A 15545-nucleotide genomic window follows, 5' to 3' on the forward strand; every position below is an offset into this window, starting at 1 on the left:
GCGACGGGGACGCAATGCGAGGTGAACTCCGAACCATTGCAGCTCAGGGTGTTGTTCCTGTGCTGTTCGGAGGCGAGGTCCAGGACGGAACCCTGCACCTGAGCGAATTCGTCGGCACCCGCACCAACAACCTCAAGGGCCTGGCAATCCCTCCACGATCCGGCATGGGCGGGCGCGTCGTTGCGCAGGGTTCACCGATCACCGTCAACGATTACGGAAATTCGCAGTCCATCACTCATCACTTCGACCGACCTGTTCTCAGCGAGGGCCTGCATTCGATCATCGCCGTTCCCGTCATGGTTTCCGGCAAATCGCGCGCCGTTCTGTACGCCGCTATCCGTGATTCGGCTCCGTTGGGTGACCGCACGGCAGACGTCATGGTCAGCGCATCCCGGCGCCTCGGCATGGAGTTCGCCATCCGCGACGAGGTCGACCGTCGCCTGCAACTACTTCAGGCCGCCGCAGCAACCACAGCCGACGGTATGTCTTCGGAAGAAATCCGCGGAGTCCATGCCGAACTACGCAGTGTCGCCCAGACTGTCACCGATACCGACTTACAGACGAAACTCCGCGGGCTCTCCCAGCGTCTGGCCAACCTGCTGCGGCCCACTGCAGGCACCGAAACCGACGTCATGCTCACCCCACGCGAAGTGGACGTCCTCTCTCAAGTCGCACTCGGCTGCACCAACATCGAAGCCGGCCAACGACTTTCCCTTCGCCCGGAAACGGTGAAAAGCTACCTGCGGAGCGCGATGGGAAAGCTCGACGCAAGCTCACGCCACGAAGCTGTGGTCACCGCCCGCAGGTTGGGACTGCTCCCCTGACGGGTCAGTAACCTTCCGGCAGGGCGGTGAGCATGTCACGGGTCACGGCGACTGCGTTGTCCGAACTTCCGCCCCGCACAACCAGAGTGGCGAAGGCCAGGTTGCCGCGATAGCCGACGAACCATGCGTGCGATCCCCCGTCGACCTCGGCTTCACCGGTCTTGCCGTACACCTCACCCTGATCTTCGACGCGTTCGGCGGTACCACTGGTGACGACGAGTCGCATCATTCCGCGCAGACCGTCGACCATGGCCGGTGTGATCGCCGGGCGCTCACCGTCGATGGTGGTCTCACGTCCCGAAATCAGTTGCGGCACCGGTGTCGAACCGTTCGCAACCGTCGCCGCCGCCATCGCCATTCCGAACGGACTGACCACGACCTTGCCCTGACCGAATCCGTCCTCGGTCCGCTGCACCAGATCCGACGCCGGCGGCACCGAACCCGAATCGATCGGCAACCCCACCACGTTGTAGTCCTGACCGATGCCGAACTGCGCTGCGGCAGTGGTCAACGTGTCGGCTTGCATCTCGCTGGCCAGCTTCGCGAAGGACGTGTTGCACGAACGAGCGAAGGCCGTTGCCATCGGCACCGTGCCGAGTGAGAACTCGTTGTAGTTGGGGACGCTGCGCTCGCCGATCTCGATTCGGCCAGGGCATGGCACCATCGTGTCGGGAGTCGCCTGACCCGTCGAAATTGCCGCGCCTGCCGTGATGATCTTGAACGTCGAACCGGGCGGGTACTGACCCATCGTCGCGACCGGTCCGTCGCGGTCTGCTGCCTTGTTCTGCGCAACGGCCAAAATGGCACCGCTCGACGGTTCGATGACCACCATCATCGCCTGATCCTTGTTCACGTTCACCGCGCGTTGCGCAGCGATCTGGATGTTGCGGTCCAGACTGATACTGAACGACGGAACCGGTTGCGGCGCAGTCTCGGTCAACACGTCGGTGTCGACGCCGTTCTGGTTGACCGTGACGACACTCCAGCCGGCCTTGCCGTCGACCTCGTCGATGATCGTCTTCTTGATCTGCCCGAGCAGGTCAGGTGCGAACTCCGGGTCGGTCGAGACCAGATCCGATTCGTCCGACACCGAAACCCCGGATATGGCTCCCAATTGCGCGGAAACCTGGTCGTAGTCGTCACTGCGCAACCGGGTCACCAGATAGTCGCCCTTGACGGCCGTCGACGATTCCGCGATCGACTGACCCGTCAGCGACGAATCGAATCGCCCGAGAACGCTTGCGAGACTGTTCGCGGAGCCGATGATGTCGTTGCTCTTCGAGCGATCGAACTTCACGCGGTAGACGATTCCCGGCACGAGGACGTCCGTGCCCGAATGCTCGTTGACCCTCGCCCTCGGCGCAGCGGTTGCCCGCAACGACATCGTCTGTTTGTCACCGAGACGGGGATGAACGTCCGTCGAACTCCACCGGACAGACCAGTCGCCGTCCTTGCGCCCCATCTGCAGCTCGCCGTCGTAGGTCCAGACGCGGTCCTTCGGGAGATGCCACTCGTAGGTGTAGCCGACCGTGGCGGTGTCTCCGTTCATCTTCACCGACGTGGTCTCAGCGGTCATCGACTCGGCCTGAAGCGCATCCCAGGTATCGCTCAACACGGGTCCGGCAGAATCAGGCCGGTCCGTAAATTTTGCTGCCTCGTCGATGTCTCTGTCACCGAACGCACTCAGGAACTGCTGCGCGACGGGCTCGGGGCCGGCGGGTTTCGGAGTACACGAACTGATCCCCACCGCCAAGAAAATCACGGTGCAGGAGGCCAACAGTTGGGCCGAGCGACTACGAGAGAAATGCCGAGTGTTCATCGAGCCCCATACTAGGGCGGCAACCGACGCGGTCAGGGTAGGCGCGACCATTGCACCCACCGTGTGCGGTCAGTCGAGCAGTACCGTCGAGAAAGTTGCGACCTGTCGGAACCCCACCCGCGAATAGGTCGACCGCGCAATCGTATTGAAGCTGTTGACGTACAGGCTCGCAATGCGACCGGTCGCCATGATCGACTCCGCCACAGCCGCCGTTCCGGTCACGCCGAAGCCCTGTCCGCGAAACTCGGGATTGACCCAGACGCCCTGAATCTGGCCACAGCGCGCGGACATCGAACCGACCTCCGCCTTGAAAACGACCTGGCCGTCCTCGATGTGCGCCCACGCTCGCCCGGCGGCGATCAGGCTTGCGACACGATGCCGATAGCCGCGCCCACCGTCGTTGGCACGTGGATCGACGCCCACCTCTTCGATGAACATCGCGATCGCGGCAGGCAGGTAGATGTCGAGTTCGTCGGAGCGGACCTGCCGGACCAGAGGATCCGACGGGCATGCCAGCGGCTCGGATACCGCGAGCAACGGTTGTTCGGGGCGAACCTCCCGCGCACTTCCCCAATCGAGTTCGAGCATTTCCCAGAGCGGCAACGCCAATTCGGCGCGGCCGACCACCGACGAGCACATGCGTGGAATCCGACAGGCACGGTCGGCGAATGCTCGAATGTCATCCGGATCGCCCCGAAGCGGAACCAGATTTGCCCCGGCAAAGCACAAGGACGACAACGGCCCGCCACGACTCCACAGCTCGCCGTGAATCATTCGTGGGTCGACGCCGCATTCTTCGACGCGCGCGGCAATCATGCAGGCCGCGACCGGATCGGCGTCGAGTACCGCTCGGACGTCATCGAGATCTCGACTTCCGACCTGCTTGGCTCCGAGGAGTTTGAGCATCCGTCAACCCCCTCGACTCGACTGCGCGTCCACGAATATCACTACCCGATCATGATGCACTCAGATTGCCACGAACCTGACACCGACGGGGAAGATTCATCCGGCAATCACTCAACTCACGGTGACAACCGGCGCACCCTCCGAAGCGTCGCCCTCCATGCTTTCGGCAATTTTCATCGCCTCTTCGATCAACGTCTCGACGATCTGCGCCTCGGGCACCGTCTTGATGACCTTGCCCTTGACGAAGATCTGGCCCTTGCCGTTGCCGGACGCCACACCGAGGTCAGCCTCACGCGCTTCACCCGGTCCGTTCACGACGCAGCCCATGACTGCCACGCGTAGCGGAATCTCCATGCCCTCGAGACCCGCGGAGACCTCGTCGGCGAGTGTGTAGACGTCAACCTGTGCGCGGCCACACGAGGGGCATGAGACGATCTCGAGCTTGCGCGGACGCAGGTTCAGCGACTGCAGAATCTGGTTACCGACCTTGATTTCCTCGGCCGGCGGGGCTGAGAGCGACACACGGATGGTGTCGCCGATGCCCTCCGCGAGCAGCGCACCGAAGGCGACCGCGGACTTGATCGTGCCCTGAAACGCCGGACCCGCCTCGGTGACACCGAGGTGCAGTGGGTAGTCGCACTTGGCGGCGAGTTGGCGGTAAGCCTCGACCATGATCACCGGATCGTTGTGCTTGACGGAGATCTTGATGTCACCGAAGCCGTGCTCTTCGAACAACCCGGCTTCCCACAGCGCAGACTCGACCAACGCTTCGGGCGTCGCCTTGCCGTACTTCTCCATCAAGCGAGGATCGAGCGATCCGGCGTTGACGCCGATGCGGATCGGAATGCCGGCATCGCCCGCGGCCTTCGCCACCTCTTTGACGCGGCCGTCGAATTCCTTGATGTTGCCCGGATTGACGCGCACCGCAGCGCATCCCGCCTCGATTGCCGCGAAGATGTAGCGCGGCTGGAAGTGGATGTCGGCGATAACCGGAATCTGGCTCTTCTTCGCGATGGTCGCCAAAGCGTCCGCATCTTCCTGGCGCGGGCAGGCGACACGGACGATGTCACATCCGGAAGCGGTCAGTTCGGCGATCTGCTGGAGCGTTGCGTTGACGTCGTGCGTCTTCGTGGTGCACATGGACTGCACCGAGATGGGGAAATCGCTGCCCACACCTACCGTGCCGACCTGCAGCTGCCGAGTCTTGCGGCGAGGAGCAAGAATCGCTGCGGGTGCCGAGGGCATTCCCAGTCCGATAGGGATGGTCACGTCTGTGCCTTCTTTCATAGCTTCTCTGCAAGTTTAGCCGGGCGATCGCCGCACTACCGCGCGGCAACCGTCGCCCTGCTCACACGGTCAGAAGATCTTGATCGGATTGACGATGTCAGCTGTGAGTGTCAGCAACATGAACGCGCCACCGATCACGATGAATACGTAAGTAATCGGAAGGAGTCTCGTGTAGTCGACCGGACCGCCCGGGATCAGGCCGCGGCGGGCGCGGAACCAATCGCGAATCTTCTCGTAGAAGACCACCGCGATGTGTCCGCCGTCGAGCGGCAGCAGCGGCAGGATGTTGAAAACACCGAGGAAGAAGTTGATCGACGCGAGCAGTCCGACGAACATCGGCCACTCGGCTCGATCAGCAGCCTCGCCGCCGATCACGCTGGCGCCGACCACACTGATCGGTGTGTCCAGCGCCCGCTCGCCGCCCGTGACCGACTCCCACAGAGCCCCCACCTTCGACGGAATGTCAGCCAACGCCTTCACCGAGTCGACCATGATCTGGCCGGTGTAGTCGAAGGCTGCCGGAACAGCCGTGAGCGCGTTGTACTCGACCAACGCCGAGCCGGGTCCACCGATTCCGACAGCAGATACTTCTTGCTTCACGGGAACACCACTGGCGGAGTTCACGTATCGCTGGACGCGTTCGGGAACGACCGTGATCGACAATGCCTCTCCCTCGCGATCAACCGACAACGTGATGGGGCCGTCCACACCTCGAATAGCTGCTGCCACCTCGGGGAAGGTACTCGTCGACGTTCCATCGACTGCGGTGATTCGATCTCCCGATTTCAGGCCCGCATCGCCCGCAGGGCCGCCACCCGAGCACTCTGTCAGCTCGAAGTTGCCGTCCTGACCCAGCTGATCGGGGGCTACACACGTGACTTCTTGAACCACTGGTTGAGCAGGCTCAGTTCGGCCCCAGCCGAGGAGCAATGCGTAGATCAGGAGGAACCCGAGAATGAAGTTCATCGCGATACCGCCGGACATGACGACGACGCGCTTCCACGCCGCCTTCTTGTACATCGCGTACGGCTCTTCTTCAGGCGTCATCTCGTCGAGAGCCGTCATGCCTGCGATGTCGCAGAATCCGCCCAGCGGGAGCGCCTTGAGTCCGTACTCGGTCTCACCTCGACGGAACGAGAAGATCTTCGGTCCGAAGCCGATGTAGTAGCGGCGAACCTTCATCCCCAAAGCCTTGGCCGTCCACATGTGACCGGCTTCGTGCAGGGCGATGGACACTCCGATGCCGAGGGCAAACAGCACTACGCCCAGTGCAAAAACCATGAAAGTTCTAGCCCTCCTGCTTCACGAGCTGACGCGCTCGTGTGCGTGCCCAGCCGTCTGCGGCCAGAACGTCGTCCACGGTAACCGGTTCCGCGGACCATTGACCTGCATCGTCGAGAACAGCAGCCACCGTACGGACGATCGCCGGGAACGAAATGACGCCGTCGAGGAAAGCCTGAGCCGCCACTTCGTTGGCCGCGTTGTAGATCGCAGTGAAGCAACCGCCGGATTTGCCCGCGCTTCGCGCCAGATCGACGGCGGGGAACACCGACGAATCGAGCGGCTCGAATTCCCAGGTGGAGGCGGTCGTGAAGTCGCATGCCGACGCCGCACCTTCGATACGGTCCGGCCAGCCGAGCGCGAGGGCGATCGGAAGCTTCATGTCCGGTGGGCTTGCCTGCGCCAGCGTCGAACCGTCGAAGAACGTCACCATGGAGTGCACGATCGACTGCGGATGCACGGTGACGTCGATGCGGTCGTAGTCGATCCCGAACAGCAGATTCGTCTCGATCAGCTCCAGGCCCTTGTTGACCAAGGTTGCCGAGTTGAGGGTGTTCATGGGTCCCATCGACCAGGTGGGATGCGCTTTTGCCTGAGCCGGATTCACATTTTCGAGATCCTCGGCGCTCCAGCCGCGGAACGGCCCACCCGAAGCGGTGAGGACCAGCCGAGCCACCTCGTCGCCCGTTCCACCACGTAGACATTGGGCCAACGCCGAATGCTCCGAGTCGACCGGCACGATCTGGCCGGGTGCGGCGGCTTTGGTCACCAGCGCTCCGCCTGCGACAAGGGATTCCTTGTTCGCGAGTGCCAGACGTGCACCCGAGTGCAAAGCCGCCAGGGTCGGTTCGAGTCCCAACGAACCGACGAGCGCATTGAGGACGACATCGGCGCCGCTGTCGCGAACCAGTTCCGTCACCGCGCTCGGTCCCGAGCGAGCCGTCACCGATTCCAGAGCAGCGGCGGCCGCAGGATCGGCGACGGCGACGTCGGTGACGCCGGTTGCGCGGATCTGCTCGGCCAACAATTCGACGTTGTTGCCGCCCGCTGCCAGTCCGACTACTTCGAAACGATCGGGGTTGGCAGCGATGACCTCCAGCGCTTGGGTACCGATCGAACCGGTACTGCCGAGGAGGAGGACGCGGGCACGTGTGGTTTCCTGCACTCGCCCATTGTTCCTGATAACACCTGAGAACAACCTTATCGACGCCCAACTACGTACGACAGGCAGTCGTATGTCACCATATTGGGCAGTAGTGCAACCGAATGAGCAGGAGGATCGACCGTGGCCGATACCCAGTTGGACGTCAAGTCCAGCGCCCCCGTCGTGGTCTCGCACGTCGATGAGGCCGAGGTTCCCTCTGCCGCATGGGGGTGGAGTGGTGAAGGACTCAAGTTTTTCCGTTTCCTCGGATGGTTCTTCGCAATATTCCTGCTTCTGATGATGATCGGTAACCATCACGGCAAGGTCGAGGATCTGTGGCTCATCGGCACCGCCGGATTGATGATCTTCATTCTGGTCCGCGACATCGTCATCCGTCGCCGCCCGCGCTAGAGACCTGACAAAGAGAAGGCCTCCACGAACGAAAGTTCGTGGAGGCCTTCTCTTTACGTGTTTCAGGCCAAGAACATTTCAGTTCTCGGCGGCCAACTGGCCACAGGCTGCGGCAATTTCCTGGCCGCGCGTATCGCGCACCGTGCACGAGACGCCTTGGGCGATGACCCGACGCACGAACTCACGCTCGACGTCCTTCGGGCTCGCGTCCCACTCACTGCCCGGAGTCGGGTTGAGCGGAATCAGGTTGACGTGCACCAACCCGCCGAGCGCCTTCTTCAGCTTCTTGCCCAGCATGTCCGCACGCCACGGCTGATCGTTGACGTTCTTGATCATCGCGTACTCGATGGAGACACGGCGGCCGGTCTTGTCTGCGTAGTATCGCGCGGCTTGGAGCACCTCCGACACGGACCAACGGTTGTTGACCGGCACAAGGGTGTCGCGCAGTTCGTCGTCCGGCGTGTGCAGCGATACCGCCAGCGTGACGCTCAGTCCTTCGTCGGCGAGCTTGCGAATCGCGGGAGCGAGGCCGACGGTCGAGACCGTGACCGACCGCTGCGACAGGCCGAGTCCGTCCGGTGCGGGCGAGGTGATGCGTCGAACCGCCGCCACCACACGCTTGTAGTTCGCCAACGGCTCGCCCATGCCCATGAACACCACATTCGACAAGCGGCCGGGGCCACCGGCTATTTCACCGTCGCGCATGGCTGCTGCCGCCTCGCGAACCTGATCCACGATCTCGGCAGTCGAAAGGTTGCGGTCGAGGCCGCCCTGACCCGTCGCACAGAACGGGCAGGCCATTCCGCAGCCTGCCTGACTCGAGATGCAGAGTGTCGCCCGATCGGGATAGCGCATCAGGACGCTCTCGAGCAGCGTTCCGTCATGTGCCTTCCACAGGGTTTTGCGTGTGTCGCCTGAATCGCACGCGAGATGCTTGATCGGCGTCAACAAAGTCGGGAAGAGCGACTCCCCCACCTTTTCGCGCACCGATGCGGGGAGGTCGGTCATCTTTTCCGGATCTGCTTCGAGCCGAGCGTAGTACTGACGCGCCAGCTGATCGGCCCGGAAAGCGGGGAGGCCGAGCTCTTTCACCGCTTCTTTGCGCTCGGCGGAATCGAGATCGGCGAGGTGCCGTGGAGGCATTCCGCGCTTGGGTGCAGTGAAAACGAGGGGAAGAGAGGCAGCCATAGTTACACCATTGTCCCATTGTTTTGGGGTGCTACCCCACTGCCACCCGATTGTGGCCGGATTACCCGTGCAACTTCGCGCAGGTTGCGTGATGATCATGTCATGTCAACCACACCAGAGGATCCGTCGAACTCCCCCGTGTACGGCCCTGCCGACGGTTTCGGTCCCGACCCGGAACTTCCGAAGGTGGGCGAGGACAAGGCAGTCGAAAAACACGATCCCGAACCGAGCCCGACGCCTGAACCGACGCCGACCGGAACCGCGGTTACCGACCGAACCAGAGCTGCGACGACGTGGGTTGGCCTGGTCATCGGCGCAATCGTGCTGATCATGCTGCTGGTGTTCATATTGCAGAACCTCGAGAGCGTCTCCGTCAAGATCCTGGCCTGGCAAATCGACTTTCCGCTCGGAATCACGATCCTGCTCTCCGCGATCGCGGGCGCGTTGATCATGGCCTTGGCAGGCGGGGTTCGCATCATTCAGATCCGGCGCGCAGCGAAGCGGCAGATGTGACTGAAATCTAGTTACGCAATTGGGTCTACCCGCGGGTAAGCAGGCATCATTGTTGTCGTGGAAATCACCCGAAAGGCCCCGATGTGACTACTCACATGGAGAGACCTGTGACCTCGCGTATTGCCCCGCAACAGGCAAGATCATGGCTCCTCGTCCCCGCATCCAAACCGGACACTTTTGATGCCGCTCTTGCGAGCGCCGCCGACGCCGTCATTCTCGATCTCGAGGATGCCGTCACCGCACCCAACAAACCGGCCGCCCGCCGCGATGTCGCCGCATTCCTGAGCGAACACAATCACGCCTGGGTTCGGATCAACGATGCCACGACACCGTTCTGGGAAGAGGATCTGGCCGCACTCGCGGGCCTCCCCGGACTCGAGGGTGTCATGCTCGCGAAGACCGAGAGCGGCCAGCAGGCCGACGCCACTGCCGAGCGACTTCCCGAGGGCACCAAGATTCTTGCTCTCGTCGAATCCGCGGTAGGGCTCGAAGCTGCGCCCGAGATCGCACGCACCGACGGAATCTTCCGTCTTGCATTCGGCAGCGGAGACTTTCGTCGCGACACCGGGATGGACGACTCGCCCACCTCGATGTCGTACCCGCGTTCGCGGCTCACCATCGCAAGCCGCGCGGCTCGTATCGCTCCGCCGATCGACGGTCCCACGCTCGGCCCCGATCTGGATCTGCTCGCCCGAGACTGTGCGATCACGTTGTCACTCGGCATGGCAGGCAAGCTCTGCATGACCACCGCGCAGACTGCCCCCGTCAACGCGGGCCTGAGTCCGTCCGTGGCCGACGCGATTTGGGCTCAGAACGTCATCGACGATCTCGGTGAAGACGGCTCACGCGTACGCGACGGCAGTGACCTGCCCAAACTCGCCAAGGCAAAGAAGATTCACAAGCTCGCCACCCTGTTCCACATCCCCACCGATCACTAATTTTTTTGCTACTGAATCGGTGCAGAAAACGTCAGGCGCTCACGTCGGAGCGCCTGACGTTCGTCTTTTGAGCCCGCCTTCACGCCAGTTCGAGTGACCGTGGTTTGAATCGAACATGGATCCGGTATCGCACCGCAAAGGCCAATCCCGTCACTTGCGAGAACGCACGTTCGGCGGTCTTCTCGGTGAACTCGATCCCGAGTACTCGCCGCAAGTCGTCTCGATTCTCGAACTCCCACCGGGCGTCGACACGGGTGAGCGAGAATCCCTGAGCCTCGAAAAAGGCTTCGACGGCCGCGGGATCGTATTTGGGCAGATCCGCCCTCATCCACTCTCCGTACGGGCCGGCGCTCACGTCCAGGTCCACGATCAGCAGGGCTCCCCCAGGCCTCAGGATGCGCATGGCCTCACGAATTCCCGGGCCGCAACCTTTGCCGAAGAAGTACGCCGTTCGGGCATGAACGAGATCGACGGAAGCATCAACGAGACCAGTGGACTCTGCGGAACCCTGGACCACGTCGATCGGCGCCGAATCACGGGTTCGTTCTCGCGCGGCCTTCACCAGCGGCGCGTGCGGCTCCACCCCGACAACACGGCGCGCGGTGCGAGCGAACTCCGGTAGGTGAAACCCCGCGCCGCAGCCGACGTCGACGACGTCGAGTCCAGACCAGTCGACCTGGGCTCGCATCGCGGCCCAGATGGAACCGTCGACGTCCTGTGCGCGGTTCTCGACCTCGTAGACGTCCGGCCAGTGCCAGATGTTCGGACTGGGGATGGGCTTGGAACGGCCCGAGAAGAAATCACGCACGAGAAATCAGACGAGTGCGTACAGAATCAGCCAGGTGACAAATGCCGACGGCAGGAGCGAATCGAGGCGATCCATGATTCCGCCGTGGCCGGGAAGCAAAGTTCCCATGTCCTTGATGCCGAGTTCACGCTTGATCTGCGATTCGATCAGGTCACCGACCGTCGCGACGACCACCAGCACCACACCGAGCAGGACGCCGATCATCGAGTTCGCGTCGAGGATCAGGGTCACCGAAAGCAGGCTGCCGATAACGCAGAAAATGAGGGAACCGACGAATCCCTCCCAGGACTTCTTCGGGCTCACCGCCGGGACCATCGGGTGCTTTCCGAACAGGACTCCCGCGGCATAACCGCCGACGTCGGAACACACGACACCGATCATCAGGACAAAAACACGACCCGGGCCGTCGTCTTCGAGCACCATCAACGCACCGAAGGACGCCAACAGCGGGATCCACGCCAGAACGAACACCGTGATGGAGGTGTCTCTCAGGAAGTTCTTCGGAGTCGCCTTGAGCCCGTGGTCGAACAACCGCCACACCATGCACACCAGGACAGTCGCGGTGAATCCGCTGAGCACTCCGACCGGTCCCCACGGCCAGCCGAGCCAGATCGTGGCTTGCCCTCCGACGAGCAGCGGAATTCGCGGCACCTCGATGTCGGCTTCACGAAGCCGCGTGGTGACCTCCCACGTCGCGATGAACATCGCGATCGCGACTACAGCGATCCACCCCGGAGGCAGAAAGATCAAAGTGCCGATGACCAGGGCGCCGAGACCGGCTCCGACGCCGATGGCGGCAGGTAGGTTCCTGCCTGCCTTCGACTTCGGCGGTTGCGCGCCCTCAGCGCCGCCCGTAGGCCCGTCCGTGACGGGACCACCGGCGGTTCCCTCTTGTGCGTGCACCCAGACTCCCTGATCTACTCCCGACGACAAACACTGCAAACGAGGAGGCTATACCTCCATCAACTCTGCTTCCTTGTGCTTGACGAGTTCCTCGACCGTGTGCACGTACTTCGCCGTGGTCTTGTCGAGTTCTTTCTCCGCGCGACCGACCTCGTCCTCGCCGGCTTCGCCGTCCTTCTGGATCCGGCCGAGTTCGTCCATCGCCTTGCGGCGGATGTTGCGCAGCGTGACCTTCGAGTCCTCGCCCTTGGACTTGGCCTGCTTCACCAGTTCACGACGACGCTCCTCCGTGAGCTGCGGAACCGAGATGCGGATGATGCTGCCGTCGTTGGACGGGTTGACGCCGAGATCCGAGTTGCGGATCGCCGTCTCGATCGCGTTGAGCTGCGAAGCCTCGTAGGGCTTGACGATGACCATGCGGGCCTCGGGGACGTTGATGCTCGCGAGCTGCGTGATCGGCGTGATCGAACCGTAGTAGTCGATCACGATGCGCGAGAACATACCGGGGTTGGCGCGTCCGGTACGAACCGAGCCGAGATCGTCCTTGGCTACCGTGACAGCCTTTTCCATCTTCTCTTCTGCCTCGAAGAGCGCTTCATCGATCACGGCTGTTCCTCCATGTTGTTCTGCATCATTTTTCGGGGTTCACTCACGACTTGATCAGGGTGCCGATCTTCTCACCGGACACCGCGCGAGCGATGTTTCCTTCGGTGAGGAGGTTGAACACCATCATCGGCATCGAGTTGTCCATGCACAGGCTGAACGCCGTGGCGTCCGCGACCTTGAGTTCACGCTCGATGACCTCGCGGTGCGTGATCTGTTCGTACATCGTCGCGTCCGGGTCGATACGCGGGTCGGCCGAGTAGACGCCGTCGACAGCCTTGGCCATCAGCACTACCTCGGCACCGATCTCCAGCGCGCGCTGCGCAGCAGTGGTGTCGGTGGAGAAGTACGGCATACCCATCCCGGCACCGAAGATGACCACGCGCCCCTTCTCGAGGTGCCTACGTGCACGAAGGGGAAGGTACGGCTCGGCGACCTGTCCCATGGTGATGGCCGTCTGCACACGAGAATCGACGCCGGCCTTCTCCAGGAAATCCTGCAGAGCGAGGCAGTTCATGACGGTGCCGAGCATGCCCATGTAGTCGGAGCGCGCGCGATCGAGGCCACGCTGCTGCAGTTCCGCTCCGCGGAAGAAGTTTCCGCCGCCGATGACCACTGCAACCTGTACGCCTGATCGAACGACCTCTGCGATCTGCTCAGCCACCTTGGTGACCACATCGGGATCGAGACCGACTTTGCCGCCTCCGAACATTTCGCCGCCGAGTTTGAGCAGGACCCGCTTGAATCCTGGACGTTCGTTGGCAGGTTCGGACATTGTTCTCCTCAGTTCGATACAAGACCCTGTGGGTCCTTCGTTCTTCTTCTGCCACCGAATCGGAGACGGTGACACAGAAAGCCCTCGGGACTAGTCCCAAGGCACTCCCATCCTGCCTCATCGGAGGCCCCAGGTACACGTAGACCCCGCCGGTAGAGCAAATGCTCTTCTGGCGGGGTCCATGTGTACGGGCTCCGATTAAGCGGAGGCGCCGACCTCGAAACGCACGAAGCGCTTGATGGTCACGCCGGCCTCGTCGAGGATCGCCTTGACGGTCTTCTTGGAGTCCTGAACCGAAGACTGCTCGGTCAGCACGACGTCCTTGAAGTAGCCGTTGACGCGGCCTTCGATGATCTTCGGCAGAGCCTGTTCGGGCTTGCCCTCCGCGCGAGCGGTCTCTTCGGCGATGTGGCGCTCGGAAGCGACGATCTCCGCGGGGACCTCGTCACGCGTGACGTACTTGGCCTTGAGTGCAGCGACCTGCATTGCAGCTGCGCGAGCAGCCTCGGCTGCGGCATCGCCTTCACCCGTGTACTCGACGAGCACGCCGACGGCCGGCGGCAGGTCGGCACTGCGCTTGTGCAGGTACACGGCAACGGGGCCGTCGAAGGAAGCGACGCGGCTCAGCTCGAGCTTCTCGCCGATCTTCGCGGACTGCTCCTGGATGACGGTGTCGATGGTCTTGCCGTCGAGCTCGAGCGCCTTGAGTGCGTCGAGGTCGGCGGGCTTGCCAGCAGCAGCGACGGTCACGATGGCGTCGGCCAGCTTGATGAACTCGTCGTTCTTGGCGACGAAGTCGGTCTCGCAGTTGATCTCGATCATGACGCCGTCCTTGGCGACGACGAGACCCTCAGCGGTGGTGCGCTCTGCGCGCTTTCCGACATCCTTCGCGCCCTTGATGCGCAGCTGCTCGACGGCCTTGTCGAAATCGCCGTCTGCATCTGCGAGTGCGTTCTTACATGCCATCATTCCGGAGCCGGTGAGCTCACGGAGCCGCTTGACGTCAGCGGCGGTGTAGTTCGCCATGATTAGCGAGCCTCCTCATGTGTCTGTTTCGGACCTAGGACTAACGGTGAGCACGGCCTAACGGTGAAGCACGGCCTGACGGTGGTGCTCGGGCCTAACGGTGAAACGGCCCTGACCAAAAGAACTCTTGGTCAGGGCCGGTTTCAACGAATCAGGCCTCGGTGGCCGGTGCCTCTGCGGCGGGGGCTGCCTCAGCCTCTGCAGCCGGAGCTGCCTCAGCCTCAGCAGCCGGAGCTGCCTCAGCCTCTGCGGCCGGAGCTGCCTGCGAGAGCAGTTCCTGCTCCCACTCGGCGAGGGGCTCGCCTGCGCCGGCTTCGGGCTTCGCGTCCTTGTCGGCGCTCAGTCCTGCACGTGCCTGCACTCCCTCGGCAACCGCGGAAGCGACAACCTTGGTCAGCAGTGCTGCGGAGCGGATGGCGTCGTCGTTGCCCGGGATCGGGTAGTCGACGAGGTCGGGGTCGCAGTTGGTGTCCAGGATCGCGATGACCGGGATGTTCAGCTTGCGAGCCTCGGCAACTGCCAGGTGCTCCTTGTTGGTGTCGACGATCCACACCGCGGAAGGAACCTTGGCCATGTCGCGGATACCACCGAGGGTGCGATCCAGCTTGGTCATCTCACGCGTGAGCATGAGGATTTCCTTCTTGGTGCGACCTTCGAATCCACCGGTCTGCTCCATTGCCTCGAGCTCCTTGAGGCGAAGCAGACGCTTGTGGACGGTGGTGAAGTTGGTGAGCATGCCGCCGAGCCAACGCTGGTTGACGTAGGGCATTCCGACGCGAGTCGCTTCGGAAGCGATGGACTCCTGCGCCTGCTTCTTGGTGCCGACGAAGAGAACGGTGCCGCCATGGGCAACGGTCTCCTTGACGAACTCGTACGCCTTGTCGATGTACGTCAGCGTCTGCTGGAGGTCGATGATGTAGATGCCGTTGCGGTCGGTCAAGATGAATCGCTTCATCTTCGGGTTCCAGCGACGGGTCTGATGTCCGAAGTGGGTTCCACTATCGAGCATCTGCTTCATGGTTACGACAGCCATGGCTGTGTACCTCAAACTTTCAATCCGGTTGATGCAGGCGATCGGGTGATCCCTGCCCTGGCACCCGCACGGCCGTCGGACCTGTT

Annotated in this window: 16 protein-coding genes; 4 read left to right on the forward strand and 12 right to left on the reverse strand. The window is 62.6% G+C overall.

The genetic code is table 11. From position 1 onward, the window contains the following. Positions 1 to 14: 14 nt before the first annotated feature. Positions 15 to 824 (forward strand): LuxR C-terminal-related transcriptional regulator, encoded by an 810-nt coding sequence (locus ACFT1A_RS27070; protein WP_378449572.1) that lies wholly within the window; start codon positions 15 to 17, stop codon positions 822 to 824. Positions 825 to 828: 4 nt separating this feature from the next. Here the strand turns inward: ACFT1A_RS27070 and ACFT1A_RS27075 are convergent, their stop codons facing one another. From ACFT1A_RS27075 to dxr, 5 genes are all read right to left on the reverse strand, one after another. Next, entirely contained in the window at positions 829 to 2643 is a 1815-nt protein-coding gene (locus ACFT1A_RS27075) for a penicillin-binding transpeptidase domain-containing protein (protein WP_378449522.1), read from the reverse strand. A 69-nt stretch (positions 2644 to 2712) separates the two neighbouring features. Beyond that, on the reverse strand, positions 2713 to 3549 hold the full coding sequence (locus tag ACFT1A_RS27080) for a GNAT family N-acetyltransferase (protein ID WP_378449523.1): 837 nt from the start codon (positions 3547 to 3549) through the stop codon (positions 2713 to 2715). Between the two features lie 111 nt (positions 3550 to 3660). Further along, a complete protein-coding gene (ispG, locus tag ACFT1A_RS27085) occupies positions 3661 to 4818 on the reverse strand; it encodes a flavodoxin-dependent (E)-4-hydroxy-3-methylbut-2-enyl-diphosphate synthase (protein ID WP_378449524.1) in 1158 nt (385 codons plus the stop codon). A gap of 87 nt (positions 4819 to 4905) precedes the next feature. Next, positions 4906 to 6117 (reverse strand): M50 family metallopeptidase, encoded by a 1212-nt coding sequence (locus ACFT1A_RS27090; protein WP_378449525.1) that lies wholly within the window; start codon positions 6115 to 6117, stop codon positions 4906 to 4908. Between the two features lie 7 nt (positions 6118 to 6124). Further along, positions 6125 to 7282 (reverse strand): 1-deoxy-D-xylulose-5-phosphate reductoisomerase, encoded by a 1158-nt coding sequence (gene dxr, locus ACFT1A_RS27095; protein ID WP_378449526.1) that lies wholly within the window; start codon positions 7280 to 7282, stop codon positions 6125 to 6127. Between the two features lie 120 nt (positions 7283 to 7402). Between dxr and ACFT1A_RS27100 the strand changes: the two genes are divergently transcribed. Then, a complete protein-coding gene (locus tag ACFT1A_RS27100; RefSeq protein ID WP_003942762.1) occupies positions 7403 to 7672 on the forward strand; it encodes a DUF2631 domain-containing protein in 270 nt (89 codons plus the stop codon). A 78-nt stretch (positions 7673 to 7750) separates the two neighbouring features. On the opposite strand, the gene rlmN is transcribed toward ACFT1A_RS27100, so the two are convergent. After that, on the reverse strand, positions 7751 to 8860 hold the full coding sequence (gene rlmN, locus ACFT1A_RS27105) for a 23S rRNA (adenine(2503)-C(2))-methyltransferase RlmN (protein ID WP_230812959.1): 1110 nt from the start codon (positions 8858 to 8860) through the stop codon (positions 7751 to 7753). Positions 8861 to 8962: 102 nt separating this feature from the next. Here rlmN and ACFT1A_RS27110 point away from each other — a divergent pair, with 102 nt between their 5' ends. Together ACFT1A_RS27110 and ACFT1A_RS27115 are read left to right on the forward strand one after the other, a co-directional pair. After that, positions 8963 to 9373, forward strand: a complete 411-nt coding sequence (locus tag ACFT1A_RS27110; RefSeq protein ID WP_378449527.1) for a lipopolysaccharide assembly LapA domain-containing protein — start codon at positions 8963 to 8965, stop codon at positions 9371 to 9373. A gap of 95 nt (positions 9374 to 9468) precedes the next feature. Further along, a complete protein-coding gene (locus ACFT1A_RS27115; protein ID WP_030244636.1) occupies positions 9469 to 10311 on the forward strand; it encodes a CoA ester lyase in 843 nt (280 codons plus the stop codon). Between the two features lie 79 nt (positions 10312 to 10390). On the opposite strand, the gene ACFT1A_RS27120 is transcribed toward ACFT1A_RS27115, so the two are convergent. From ACFT1A_RS27120 to rpsB, 6 genes are all read right to left on the reverse strand, one after another. After that, positions 10391 to 11119 carry a class I SAM-dependent methyltransferase gene (locus ACFT1A_RS27120; RefSeq protein WP_378449528.1) on the reverse strand — a complete coding sequence of 243 codons (729 nt, stop codon included), beginning with the start codon at positions 11117 to 11119 and terminating at the stop codon, positions 10391 to 10393. A gap of 6 nt (positions 11120 to 11125) precedes the next feature. Continuing rightward, positions 11126 to 12022, reverse strand: a complete 897-nt coding sequence (locus tag ACFT1A_RS27125) for a phosphatidate cytidylyltransferase (protein ID WP_283303770.1) — start codon at positions 12020 to 12022, stop codon at positions 11126 to 11128. A 48-nt stretch (positions 12023 to 12070) separates the two neighbouring features. Further along, positions 12071 to 12628: a ribosome recycling factor gene (frr, locus tag ACFT1A_RS27130; RefSeq protein WP_003942777.1), complete on the reverse strand. Its 558-nt coding sequence runs from the start codon at positions 12626 to 12628 to the stop codon at positions 12071 to 12073. A gap of 43 nt (positions 12629 to 12671) precedes the next feature. Beyond that, positions 12672 to 13400: a UMP kinase gene (gene pyrH, locus ACFT1A_RS27135; protein WP_019747988.1), complete on the reverse strand. Its 729-nt coding sequence runs from the start codon at positions 13398 to 13400 to the stop codon at positions 12672 to 12674. A gap of 198 nt (positions 13401 to 13598) precedes the next feature. After that, positions 13599 to 14426, reverse strand: coding sequence for a translation elongation factor Ts (gene tsf, locus ACFT1A_RS27140; protein WP_378449529.1), 828 nt, complete (start codon positions 14424 to 14426; stop codon positions 13599 to 13601). A 151-nt stretch (positions 14427 to 14577) separates the two neighbouring features. Beyond that, positions 14578 to 15459, reverse strand: coding sequence for a 30S ribosomal protein S2 (rpsB, locus tag ACFT1A_RS27145; RefSeq protein WP_113682954.1), 882 nt, complete (start codon positions 15457 to 15459; stop codon positions 14578 to 14580). Positions 15460 to 15545: the final 86 nt, after the last annotated feature.

The organism is Rhodococcus sp. NPDC057135 (assembly GCF_042670865.1).
In the GTDB taxonomy this organism is placed as follows: domain Bacteria; phylum Actinomycetota; class Actinomycetes; order Mycobacteriales; family Mycobacteriaceae; genus Rhodococcus_F.